General features: G+C 36.5%; 10 protein-coding genes. 7 read left to right on the top strand and 3 right to left on the bottom strand.

Annotated features, from left to right (window positions below):
- Positions 1-58: 58 nt before the first annotated feature.
- The 6 genes from ACXACQ_RS09865 to ACXACQ_RS09890 are packed head-to-tail and all read left to right on the top strand — an operon-like array spanning position 59 to position 6,746.
- On the top strand, positions 59-514 hold the full coding sequence (locus ACXACQ_RS09865; protein WP_474975774.1) for an ATP-dependent zinc protease family protein: 456 nt from the start codon (positions 59-61) through the stop codon (positions 512-514).
- A complete protein-coding gene (gene rimK / locus ACXACQ_RS09870) occupies positions 511-1,422 on the top strand; it encodes a 30S ribosomal protein S6--L-glutamate ligase (protein WP_474975775.1) in 912 nt (303 codons plus the stop codon). Before ACXACQ_RS09865 ends, rimK begins: the two co-directional genes overlap by 4 nt.
- A complete protein-coding gene (locus ACXACQ_RS09875; protein WP_474975776.1) occupies positions 1,415-2,356 on the top strand; it encodes a succinylglutamate desuccinylase/aspartoacylase family protein in 942 nt (313 codons plus the stop codon). The genes rimK and ACXACQ_RS09875 overlap by 8 nt, the downstream gene beginning before the upstream one ends.
- A complete protein-coding gene (locus ACXACQ_RS09880) occupies positions 2,328-5,372 on the top strand; it encodes a P-loop NTPase family protein (RefSeq protein ID WP_474975777.1) in 3,045 nt (1,014 codons plus the stop codon). The genes ACXACQ_RS09875 and ACXACQ_RS09880 overlap by 29 nt, the downstream gene beginning before the upstream one ends.
- A 1-nt stretch (position 5,373) precedes the next feature.
- Positions 5,374-6,363: a mechanosensitive ion channel family protein gene (locus tag ACXACQ_RS09885; protein ID WP_474975778.1), complete on the top strand. Its 990-nt coding sequence runs from the start codon at positions 5,374-5,376 to the stop codon at positions 6,361-6,363.
- Positions 6,363-6,746 carry a diacylglycerol kinase family protein gene (locus ACXACQ_RS09890; protein WP_474975779.1) on the top strand — a complete coding sequence of 128 codons (384 nt, stop codon included), beginning with the start codon at positions 6,363-6,365 and terminating at the stop codon, positions 6,744-6,746. Before ACXACQ_RS09885 ends, ACXACQ_RS09890 begins: the two co-directional genes overlap by 1 nt.
- On the opposite strand, the gene ACXACQ_RS09895 is transcribed toward ACXACQ_RS09890, so the two are convergent.
- Entirely contained in the window at positions 6,743-8,500 is a 1,758-nt protein-coding gene (locus ACXACQ_RS09895) for a L,D-transpeptidase family protein (RefSeq protein WP_474975780.1), read from the bottom strand. The two genes, ACXACQ_RS09890 and ACXACQ_RS09895, sit on opposite strands and share 4 nt — an antisense overlap.
- Positions 8,501-8,698: 198 nt before the next feature.
- Between ACXACQ_RS09895 and ACXACQ_RS09900 the strand changes: the two genes are divergently transcribed.
- Positions 8,699-9,430, top strand: a complete 732-nt coding sequence (locus tag ACXACQ_RS09900; protein ID WP_474975781.1) for a murein L,D-transpeptidase catalytic domain family protein — start codon at positions 8,699-8,701, stop codon at positions 9,428-9,430.
- A 14-nt stretch (positions 9,431-9,444) separates the two neighbouring features.
- Here ACXACQ_RS09900 and ACXACQ_RS09905 read toward each other — a convergent pair whose 3' ends face one another.
- Both ACXACQ_RS09905 and corA read right to left on the bottom strand, forming a co-directional pair.
- The gene (locus ACXACQ_RS09905; protein WP_474975782.1) at positions 9,445-11,028 is read right to left on the bottom strand and encodes a L,D-transpeptidase family protein; all 1,584 of its coding nucleotides are present in this window, start codon (positions 11,026-11,028) and stop codon (positions 9,445-9,447) included.
- 8 nt (positions 11,029-11,036) lie between these two features.
- Positions 11,037-12,116 carry a magnesium/cobalt transporter CorA gene (gene corA, locus ACXACQ_RS09910; RefSeq protein WP_474975783.1) on the bottom strand — a complete coding sequence of 360 codons (1,080 nt, stop codon included), beginning with the start codon at positions 12,114-12,116 and terminating at the stop codon, positions 11,037-11,039.
- Positions 12,117-12,136: the final 20 nt, after the last annotated feature.

Here is a 12,136-nt window from a genome sequence, read left to right on the forward strand (position 1 = left end):
TGAGACCATTGGCTCAGCTTTTTTTTGCTTATTTTCAACCCGTTTTATTAAAATTAAAATGAAAGAAAAAATCATCATTGGTAGAAGTGATAAAATAGATCTGCCTGACCTTCATTTATTTGAGCTAGAGGCCAAGGTAGATACAGGAGCATATACTTCAGCCATACATTATCATCATGCAGAGGTGGTAGAGAAAGATGGCAAGCAAATGCTGCACTTTACACTTTTGGATCCCTCTCACCCAGATTATAACGGCAAGAGTTTTTATTTCGAAAATTATGAACAGAGAGAAATCAAAAATTCTTTTGGTGATTCGGAAGTTAGATTTATTATAACTACCAATATTGAAGTATTCGGTAAGTCTATACCAGCAGAGTTCTCATTAAGTAATAGGGGCAACTTAAAGTTTCCTATTTTATTAGGAAGAAAACTGCTGAAAAATGGCTTCATAGTAGATGTATCACATTCAAATTTATCATACAAACAGAAAAATAGGAAAGCACGAAAAGGATGAAAATAGGTATTTTATCAAGAAATAGTGAATTGTATTCAACCAAAAGACTAGCTGAGGCATGTAAAGTTCGAGGTCATGAATATGAAATAATAGACCATACTAAGTGTACTATTGTGATGGAGCAGAATAAACCTGCTGTTATTTATAATGGTAAAAATGTAGAAGATCTTAGTGCTATTATACCACGGATAGGTGCTTCCGTAACTTTTTATGGATCGGCAGTGGTTCGCCAGTTTGAAATGATGAAGGTGTTTACAGCAGTGGAGTCTCAGGCTTTAATTCGCTCTAGAGATAAGCTGAGAAGCTTGCAAATATTATCAAGAGCCGGTCTTGGTTTGCCCAAAACGGTATTTACCAATTACTCTAGAGATACAGAATCTATTTTAAATGCAGTAGGCGGAGCACCGGTAATTATCAAGTTACTAGAGGGTACTCAAGGTCTTGGAGTGGTGTTGGCAGAGAATAAAAAAGCAGCCACTTCAGTAATAGAGGCTTTTCATGGGCTTAAAGCTAGGGTTATAGTACAAGAGTTTATTAAAGAAGCAGGAGGAGCAGACATTCGTGCCTTTGTGGTAGATGGTGAAGTTGTGGGCGCAATGAAGCGCCAAGCTAAAGAGGGGGAGTTTAGGTCTAACCTTCATAGAGGAGGTTCTTCTAGTGTTATTAAACTTTCTAGAAAAGAAAAAACGGCTGCTGTTACTGCTGCCAAAAAAATGGGACTTGGTGTTGCTGGTGTAGATATGCTGCAATCTAGCAGAGGGCCACTTATTTTGGAAGTGAACTCTTCTCCTGGTTTAGAAGGTATAGAAAATGCTACTGGGCTTGATATTGCAGGTCGAATAATAGAATACCTTGAGCGCAATAGCGATAAAAAGGGTAAAATTCAAAAAGATAAGGTGAATGCCTGATATTATTATAGATGGACATAAAATTGCTCCTGGAGAGGAGCAACAAATTAATGCGTTGATAGCAAGACTACCCACGCGAACTCCTATTAACATTCCAGTTTTTGTTAGCCGAGCCAAGGAGCCAGGACCAAAGCTATTGGTGATGGCCGGTGTGCATGGTGATGAAACCAACGGTATTGAAATTTTAAGAAGGATAATAAGCCATAAATACCACAGGCCTACTAAAGGAACTGTGATAGCCATACCGGTATTTAATGTTTATGGCTTTATTAACCATTCCAGAGGGTTGCCTGATGGAAAAGACTTAAACCGTTCATTCCCTGGTTCTAAAAATGGATCTTTAGCAAGTAGAGTTGCCAATTTCATGACTAGTGAGATTTTACCTCAAGTAGATTTTGGCCTTGATTTCCATACAGGTGGTGCCAGTCATAATAATTACCCTCAGATCAGAGGTGTTTTTAATTCAGATGAATTATTGAATGTGGCAAAAGCCTTTGGCGCTCCATTTATTATAGAATCTCCGTATAGAGATAAGTCTCTAAGGAAAACTGCAGCCAAAGCAGGCAAATCTATTTTGGTTTATGAAGGCGGAGAGACTTTAAGGTTAAGGAAGTCCGTTATTGATACAGGTGTAGATGGTTTTTTACGGGTGATGAAGCATATGGGGATGAGAGATGATGCTCCCGAAATAGATCGTGAATCTATTTTTATTAAAAACTCATCGTGGGTAAGGGCAAAGTATGCAGGGCTGCATCATGCCAACGTTCGTAATGGTAACAAAGTAGAAAAAAATCAGGTCTTAGGGCTTATTACGGATCCCTATGGCCAGTTTGAAAAGCAAATAAAATCCCCAATGAATGGTTATGTAATAGGCATCAATAACTATCCTGTATTAAATATGGGTGATGCCATTATGCATATTGGTAGTGAATAGAATGAATGAACCTATGATTTCTGAGCTAAGTGAGCAATATCAAAAGCTTGAGGTTATTGTAAAAGATAACTTTACAAAAGTAATTTTTGCCGATGTGTCGGCTCAAATTACCTTTATTTCTGCTATTAAGGAGGCTCAGGAGACGTTTTTTAAGGCTGAGGTAGAGGGTAGTGAAAATAAAGTAATTCTTAGGGCCGCACAGCAATATAAAAAAGATCTATTTAACCTTGTAGATGCACGGTTTGCTCAGCCAAGAGAAGTGAACTACGATGCTGATTTTATGCCTTACCACAATGAACTAGAGGCATATGTTAAAACAATGCCTGTAGTTTTAAAAAGGGCTCAGGAGAGAGAAAGGTTTAAAGTGCAGCCCGGAGATAAGATGGGCTTAAAGGTGAAAAAACAGTTTAAACAGCTGTTTTATTTCATTAATAAAATGCCTGTAAGAACGGGTAATAGATTGAGAAAGGTGTTTAAAAAATCACCTTCTATAGTTAAGCCATGGTACCACAAAGTGCCTATGCAGGCTTTGGTTAACTATTATTTTAAAGAAAAACTTCCTCAGGGGTTAATTCCGCTCATGAGCCAAGTTTACTTAAGCATTAGTGCCTCTTCAAAGGCAGCTTGGAAAGTAGACGAAAATATAGATGATTATCTTAAATCTATTTCTTCAGAAGAGGTGCTTAGCCTATCGAAGGCCAAGTCTTTTCACAAAGAATTAACCGATTACATTGATGAGTTACAGTCTTATGAAAATAAGATTGTAGAGTTTGTGCAAGAGGTGTTCAAAAATACTTTTTTGGCTTTCGAAAGAAGCTATCTTAAAGTTGATACCATTGAGCTGTCTTCTAAAAAGTTTTCAAAAAACGTTCTAGCCAAAGAACATCAATTATTATTTAAAGCTTATAAGGCTGAGAAGGAGGGGTGGAATAACACATTAAAGGCGCTGTCTGATGATTGGCAGATAGATTTAGAACTATACTTAATAGTTTATGCCTCTATTCAGCAATATGGCAGTGCAAAAGCCAAACTGCATCAAAGAGTAGAAGAGGCAATAATTTCTCAGCTCAATGTGCTGAGTGATTTATTGGTGAAAAGTAAAGAACGAGTAGCTCAATACTCAGAAAGTGATCCTCAACTGAAAGACGTATTGCAGAATGAACTGGACTTTATTAGAAATCAGTTTTCGAGCAATAATTTAAGCAGCACTAATGAAACGATTTTAGCTCAGGATTTGCCCGCTATAATCAATGATATAGAAACAAGAATAGATAAACTCATAAGAGCTGTTTCTGAAAAAAGAGGAATTGTTAAAGGAGCTAGTTATGATGAGCCTATAAAAGCCTCTTCCATCAGCTATATTTCTCCATATGAACTGATACAGTTTGAGTCCTGGGAGCAACTGATAAAGGTGATTAGAGCGGTTAAAATAATGATCACCGAAAGTCTCAGTCATGCTCAGACGGAAGTGTTGGGGCTTGGTCAAATTGCTGAATTTAATATTGAATCAGCCATTTCATTATTCCAGAATGAAAGCAAAGGAGATCATCCGAAGGTTATCGCTATAGATGGTATTACCAGAACTATAGAAAAGGTAGAGGCTATAAAAACAATATTTTTACAGTTAGATGATAAAATAGAAGAGCAGCTTTTGCCCGGGTTGCGCGAGTTTAACAGGTCGCTCATCAAGTTTACTGATAATGAGAATATTTATGATATCAGGATCAGGATTACTAAGGCTAAAGCATTAAAAAGAAGCAAGGAGGTAAAAGAACAGGTTATTTATAAGGCCAAGAATCTTTTGCCTACCATGGTAAAATGGCTGGAAACAAAATATCAAACTGGTCAAAGTCAGATCAATGATATTTTTAAGAAATACGGTATTACCAAAAAAACAGAATCTATATCTGCAGAGCTCGCTGATTTTTTTGCTGAAACTGAAAAATCTATTGATAGACTTCCCTTTGTTTATCAGCGATTATTTAAGTCCACTCCTCTGACTGATGCTGCATTTTTTGAAGGTAGGAGGGAGGAGCTGCAACAGTTAAATACTGCGTATAATAATTGGATGAAAAGTAGGTATGCTACTACTGCGCTTATTGGAGAGAAGGGCAGCGGAACTACTACGGCCATCAATTTCTTTTTAGATGATCTTACCACTAGTAGCACCATTATAAGGTTTGAGCTTGATGAGCTCACTACTTTAGAAAAATTGCTGGAGCGATTTGAAGAGAAACTAGGACAATCATTTAATGACTTTAATGAACTGGGCGTATTTCTCAATGAGAATAGACGTATAATTATAATTGAAGGGCTTCAAAAATTATATTTAAAGAAAATTAAAGGTTTTACCACAGTAAAGGCTCTGTTAGATTTGATTTCCCAAACCAACAAAAAAGTATTTTGGATATTGGTTTGCGCAAAGTTTGCCTGGGATTACCTTCAGAAAACTATAAATATTGCGGAGCACTTTAGCTATGTTGTCAATTTGAATGAATTTGATAACGAAACCATTATTAATATTATCAATAAGAGGCATCGTGTTAGTGGGTACAATGTGAATTTTGAACCTTCGGCCGCTGATTTAAACAATAAAAAATTTAATAAACAGAGTAAAGAAGATCAGCAAGCATTTTTGAGAAGCAGGTATTTTGCCGAGCTGAATAAAATCGCAAAAAGTAATGTGAGCCTAGCATTGGTTTATTGGCTCAGGTCTACAAAAGAAATTGAAGGCAACACTATTCATATAGGATCTTTAAAGGAGATAGATTTTTCATTTATGAAAGCTTTAGCGCCTTTAAAAGTATTTGCCTTGGCAGATATTTTAGTTCATGATGGTTTAACGCTAGAAAATTACTTGCAAGTGACAGGTTATAGTGCTGGTAAGGCTAAAGCTATCATTATTCCTCTGTTTGAAGATGGTATTTTGAGCATGAATAAAGAACAATATTATATTAATCCATTGCTTTACAGACAAACAGTGTTGTTGCTAAAGTCTAAAAACATCATACATTAAGGTGAGAGCTATATTAAGTTGCATATTAATACTAATTATTAATGCTGGCATTTATGCCCAAGATAGCACAGAGCATAATGCTAAGGATACTCTTATAGTAGTAAATGCCGATACTGCTGTTGCAAAAGTCAAAAATGTGGATAGCGTTTTTGAAGAGCAAGCAAAGAATATTGAAAAACAGCTACAAGAAGATGCTAAAAACAGTAGTGAACAGTGGTTTAAGGTATTCTCTTTCGGTCATATCTTTTGGGCGCTTGTAGTTCTAGTAGGAGGGTATTTTAGTATTAGGTTTATTGGTTCGGTCCTAGAGAGGATGGCTGAAAAAAGTACCAATCATAGAATAACACTGAAGGGTGTTATCCCTATCATCAAAATTTCGGGGTGGATTCTCATTCTGGTAATAATTATAGCGGGTATTTTTCAGCCTCCGGTAAGTATGGTGACAGCCATAACAGCTTCCGTAGGTATTGCTGTAGGTTTAGCAGCACAAGATATACTTAAAAATATCTTTGGCGGTATTATGATCTTATTCGATAGGCCTTTTCAGGTGGGCGATAAAATTGAGATAGGTGAATTTTATGGAGAGGTGTTAGAAATTGGTTTAAGGTCTACCCGTATAGTTACTGCTGATGACTCTCTGGTTACTGTGCCTAATAGTGAGTTGATGAATAAGTCAGTTTCTAATTCAAATAGTGGAGAGGCGGATTGTCAGGTAGTGGCTGAGATTTATTTGCCCATAACCATAGATACTGAAAAGGCTCGGCAGATAGCCATAGAGGCAGCTCAGGTATCTAGGTTCATTTACTTGAATAAGCCAATAGTGGTTTTGTTTTTTAATGATGTGAAGGAGAGACGATCTTATTTTAAAATGAGGCTAAAGGCTTATGTGTCAGATATTAGAAATGAGTTCGCTTTTAAAAGTGATATGACAGAAAAGGTAATGAAAGCTTTCTTAGAAGAAGGTTTGATTGCACCTGACGATTTGAAATAATGAAAAAGCAAGAGCCTTTCTCATTCGAAAAACGTCTTCACAGCTTTAAATATGCATTTAATGGTATTGTTTTGCTTTTTAAAGAAGAGCATAATGCACGGATTCATGCTGTAGCCGCAATTATGGTTGTTATTCTTGCGGTTTTATTAAATGTCAGTAGACTCGAATGGATAGTGCTTGTATTCACCATAGGGTGGGTGTTGGCTATGGAGGCAGTGAACTCTGCTATTGAAAATTTAGCAGATTATGTGTCGCCAGAAAGGCAAAATTTAATAATGAAGGTTAAGGACCTTGCCGCAGCGGCAGTGCTCATTAGTGCTATTGCAGCCACCGTAATAGGTGGCTTTATTTTTATTCCTAAACTTCTCCCTGTTTTGGTTTAAAATAAGGTAGCCAATTGTTTTTCTTGCCACCCTTTTAGTTTTAGCATCTGAGCTTTGTCTATATCATAAACATCCTTTCTAAAGTTGATCAAACCCCTTTGGTCTATAAATGCGGTGCGGTATACGAAATACACCGGTAAAGACTCAGTGAGCGTTACATTTACAGGCTGCTCTTTATTCATGTGCTCTTTAATTTTTTTACTGTCCCACTTTTGATCCTGTAAAAGGTATTCAGCTAGCTTGGCCGGCTCATTTAACCTTACACATCCATGACTAAATGCTCTTGCACTTCTACTAAATAAGTAATGAGATGGCGTATCGTGCAAGTAAATATTGCGCTCGTTAGTTAAAGGGAATTTAACCTTACCTAGTGCATTGCCAGAGCCGGGCTTTTGTACTATACGCACTTGATTAATATTCTCTACACTGTCCCAGTTATAAGCCATTGGGTCTATAGGTTCATCATTTGCATTCCACCCTTCATAAAGTTGATAACCATTTCTGGTCAAGTAGTCGGGATCATTTTTTATCTTGGGTAACATTTCGTTTTGAATGATTTTTTTCGGGATAGTCCATGTTGGACTGAAAACCAAATAATTTAGCCTGTCATTCATTACTGGGGTAGCATGATCAGTTTCTCCTGTAATTACCCGCATTTGCAATGGTATCTTTTCATCTTTATATACGTAAAGCATGTATTCAGGAATATTTACATAGATGTAATGCGACCCAAGCTGATCTGGCATCCATCTTATTCTTTCTAGGTTCAATTTAATTTCTTCTATTCTGTCATTGACAGATATGTTCATTTGTCTAATGGTTCCTTTCCCTACTATTCCATCTATTTCTAAGCCATGCCTGTCTTGAAATCTCTTCACTGCATTTTCTAAGTCGCTGGTAAATATTAATGAATCTGCTCCCACCGCATTAGATTCTAAGTCTTGGCTAATATATAAGCGTTCTCTTAATAATGGCACCACGTTGCTGCTGTCTCCAAGCCTTATATTGGCATCTTCTGGCAGTACAGGCCAACCTTCGTTTAGTGCAATGGCCTTATATCTCTCCAAAGCCTTTTTTAAGCCGCTATAATTTTCGTTTTGTGGAGTTACAGAGTCAATAGCATCTTTAATTTTAAGCGAACATAGCCTTTTGGCCACGCTTTCGGGAAGTGAACTGTTGTTCCATTTTTTGTCTATTTCAATGGGTTCTGTTCTTCCATTGGCTAAGTGGTAGCCATAAGACACATAGGCACTTGTATAGCGGATGTCTAACTGTATTAACTGAAGAACGTTTAGGTGCTGCTGGCCAAATACCTCTTGTTGAAAGTTGATCAATTTAGAAATATCATAATCTTCAGAATTTAAGCCATTAGCAGAGGCATTTAATAGTTCACTGATTAATACCTTGGTTTGAGGCCTTACATTGTGAGTTGTGGCCCAAAACAACCGATTATCATTCAAATGATAGAAACTGTCGATTTCGGCTTTAATTTGTTGTTGATGCATTTTATCTTTAACATAATGCCCTACTTGTAGGGTGTCAAGAAAATTAGAAATATAATGCTGTATCTCTTCTGTTGAAAGATCTAGCTTAGCACCTAAATAAGGCTGCACGTTGTAGGTAAAGGTGTCTAAAGGATCATGAACAGAGGCGGGGTCAACGCTAACGGAAGGATCTGATGGCTGCACTCTATTGTTACACTGCATTAAAAGTGCAGAGGCAAAAATAAAAAAGACTAAATAATATTTATTCATGCCCAATGTAGTGTAAATTTTGTGCCATATATTTAATATACACTGAAGGCTCATTTATAAGTTCCTCATCAGTCGGTTTTTGTGGATTTAAATACACAAGATGAGAAATTTTTTAAGGGAATGAATTTTTTTTAAACAATGTTCGTTCGGCATCAGGAAGACTTATAATAATTATTCATTGAAAAAACTTTACTGTTAATGATTAAAAAATGTTCTTTAGTTTTAGTTGCGCTTTTAACTTTCTCTAACATTTTTGCCACTACCCCCATTGCTGAAAAAAGCAAAGTTCTTTCAGAGTACATTCAATCCAGTTATTCTTTAATAAGTTTTAAAGGAGAAAAACCCGGATATGATTTATTTAAGAAGGGCATGGTAGGTTTTTTAAACTTAAAAAAACAGCACAAGCTTTCAGATGACAACATTTTAACACTTATCGATTTTCGTTTATCATCTAACAAAAAACGAATGTGGGTAATAGACTTATCAGAGCACAAGGTGCTTTATCACAGTTTGGTAGCCCATGGTAGAAACACAGGAAATGAATTTGCAAAGAAATTCTCTAACGTCCCCAATTCAAACACTAGCAGTTTGGGTTTTTATGTTACGGGAGAGACTTACTCTGGTAAACACGGCTTATCGCTAAGATTAGACGGTGTGGAAAAAGGGTTTAATGACAATGCACGTGAAAGAGCTATTGTAGTTCATGGAGCTGATTATGTTAATCCTTCTTTTACTAATATCTATGGTAGGATAGGCCGAAGTTTTGGTTGCCCCTCTATACCGATGAAAGGACATGAGGAGGTGATAAATAAGCTGGCAAATAGAACCTGTATGTTTATTTTTTATCCTGAAAAGGAGTACTTACAAAATTCAAGCTTAATAAATGAAGAAGGAGCTTATGATGTATTACTAAGCTCCAACTTAATTTAATTTTTTGTTTTGCCTTAAATAGATGGAGGGGCCTGCATTAAGGCCTCCCATAATGTTTTGTCACGGTTATAAATGTCTTTTCTGAATTGGATAGTGTTATTTTTACTGAATGCTGTCCAGTACATAATATGCACCATGATGTTTTCCTTTAAGATTACGGTTACATTCTTGGCGGTTTTTATGGTTAAGTCTATCTTATCTTTATTCCAAGTAGCATCGTTCTGAAGTACATAGTAAGCCATTTGTTTAGGTTGGCTAAGCCTTATGCAGCCCGAGCTTAAAGCCCTGTCAGTATTTCCAAATAACTCACGATGATTAGTGTCGTGCATGTAAACATTGTAGGGGTTAGGGAAAATGAATTTTACAATGCCCAAAGCATTGTTTTCTCCGGGGTCTTGTCGTAATTGATATGGGAAATTTCTTGCGGTCATTTTACTCCACTCAATACTAGCAGGATCTATTATTTTTTCTCCATCCACCACATTAATGTTTAATTTTTTAAGATAGTTGGAGTTCTTTTTTAGCGCTGGCAGTATATCTTGGCTTAAAATAGTAGGAGGTACCGTCCAATAAGGGTTTAATACCAAATATCTCATTTTTTCGCTAAATACCGGAGTTTTGCGGTATGGCTTGCCTACCACTACATTCATAGTAAGTGTAGTGTCATTATTCTTAATGGCAGTAAGCTGGAAGTCAGCAATGTTTACCATTATGTAGTGGTTGCCCAATTCTTGAGGTAGCCATCTGCATCTTTCTAAATTGGCTTTAATGGTAGTTACCTTTTGCTCAGGAGAAAGGTTTAGCATATTGATGGTTTCATTGCCAATAACGCCATCAGCGGCTAAACCATTAGCAGTTTGGAATTTCTTTATTGCAGCTATTATATCGTCATCGTATTTTAACGAATCTTCAGCATTAGAAGTGAAGGTTGCTCCAAGGGCTATTAATCTACTTTTGATCGCAGGTATTCTTTCATCACTTTTGCCTTCTTTAATGGCTTCACCATTAGTGATGCTTACCCATTTAGCATTGCTGTCATAGTTTTTATAGTATTTTAAGGCCGTTTTTAAATGCTTGTAAATACTGAATTTAGGCTTGATTTGATTGATGTTGTAAGCCACTAAATTTTCTGCTAAAGATTGCGTGAGCATATCTTTAAAGTTGCTTTCTTTTTTGTTTATTCTCCACTCGGCATCTAAAGTTTCAGGATTGACCTTGCCATTCAATAAATGTGATGTGAGCAGGAAATAAGCATCTGTTAAAACTATGTCAGTGAAAGGGGTAACTTCTTTTTTGTTTTGATAATGCTCTACTAAATAGCTGAGGTGGTAGTCTTCTGGGTTAAGGCCATCATCTTCGGTAAGTTTAATTTGTGCTATTAGCTCTTCTATATTATCATAATCTTCCCAGGCTGGTTCAAAACCGCGATCTAAATAAAATTCTGGGAGAGTTTTACTACAATGAATAATTTCATTATCAACCTTAAATGTTTTAGATTCTACCCATCTCCTTATCAACTCATCAGGCTCAATAGGGGTGTTGCTCAATAAATTTGCTTGTAGGGTAAGGCAGCAAAGTAGGCTAAGGAAGTATTTCATAAATGTGATTATAACCAGTCTTTTCTTTTAAAATATATAACCATGCAAATGGTGACCACAATCATAACGGTCCATGTAGCATAATACCCATAATGCCATTGCAGTTCAGGCATGTTATTGAAATTCATACCGTAAATACCAGCTATAAATGTCAAAGGAATGAATATGGTGGAGATGATGGTTAGCACCTTCATTACTTCATTCATTTTATTGCTTATGCTGGTCATGTACATGTCCATGAGCCCTGTAGTCAGGTCTCGATAAGTCTCTGTAGTTTCGATCACATGTATGGTATGATCATAAACATCAGAAAAGAAAGTTAATGTATCGGGTTTTATGAAACTGTATTCGCCTTTTAGAATTTTACTGATAGATTCACGTAGTGGATAAATTGATTTTCTTATAAAAATCAATTCCTTTTTTAGCCTTTGAATTTGAGCCAATGTCTTTTTGTTAGGCTCTTCGTAAACTTCGTCTTCTAGCTCTTCAATTTTTTCGCCTATTTGCTCTAATACAATATAGTAACTATCTACAATGGTGTCTATGAGTCTATAAAAGAGGTAGTCAGCTCCTTTTTTGCGAGCTCTAATTACATTGGTATTGCTATTTTGCCTAAGTCTAACTCTTAGATTATCAAACAAGTCTCCTTCTTTTTCTTGAAAAGACAGTAAGTAGTTGTCTCCCAGAACAAAGCTCATTTGTTCATAATTAATTTCATCGTTGGTCATAGAGTGCAATGTTTTCAGCGTGAAGAACATGTGACTGCTATACTCGTCAGACTTTGGTCTCTGGTCGGGGTTTAGGATATCTTCTAGCAAAAGGGGGTGTAGGTCGTACTTTTCGCCAATGGCTTCGATAAGGCTTACATTATGCAAACCATCTATATTTAGCCAGTTGACTTTATTTTCCTCTGTTTTATTGAGGATTTCAGGAAGCTCTTTACTACTAAATTCTATGATTTCATCTTCATTGTATGAGATTAGGTCTACCTCTGACTTAGTAGTCATCTGACTTCCGGTATAAATTAATGTGCCAGGAGGTAAGCCTGCTTTTGCTTTGGAGTTGTGTATGCCTATAAGTTTAGACAAGCGCGAAAACTTAGGGATAT

This window comes from Fulvivirga sp. AWR4_260 (assembly GCF_056158185.1).

What these genes read in the sequence shown, in the direction of transcription:
- ACXACQ_RS09895 (WP_474975780.1), bottom strand. Translation starts at nt 8,500, where the DNA reads ATGAATAAATATTATTTAGTCTTTTTTATTTTTGCCTCTGCACTTTTA.
- ACXACQ_RS09875 (WP_474975776.1), top strand. Translation starts at nt 1,415, where the DNA reads ATGCCTGATATTATTATAGATGGACATAAAATTGCTCCTGGAGAGGAG.
- ACXACQ_RS09900 (WP_474975781.1), top strand. Translation starts at nt 8,699, where the DNA reads ATGATTAAAAAATGTTCTTTAGTTTTAGTTGCGCTTTTAACTTTCTCT.
- ACXACQ_RS09865 (WP_474975774.1), top strand. Translation starts at nt 59, where the DNA reads ATGAAAGAAAAAATCATCATTGGTAGAAGTGATAAAATAGATCTGCCT.
- ACXACQ_RS09890 (WP_474975779.1), top strand. Translation starts at nt 6,363, where the DNA reads ATGAAAAAGCAAGAGCCTTTCTCATTCGAAAAACGTCTTCACAGCTTT.
- rimK (WP_474975775.1), top strand. Translation starts at nt 511, where the DNA reads ATGAAAATAGGTATTTTATCAAGAAATAGTGAATTGTATTCAACCAAA.
- ACXACQ_RS09880 (WP_474975777.1), top strand. Translation starts at nt 2,328, where the DNA reads ATGCCATTATGCATATTGGTAGTGAATAGAATGAATGAACCTATGATT.
- ACXACQ_RS09905 (WP_474975782.1), bottom strand. Translation starts at nt 11,028, where the DNA reads ATGAAATACTTCCTTAGCCTACTTTGCTGCCTTACCCTACAAGCAAAT.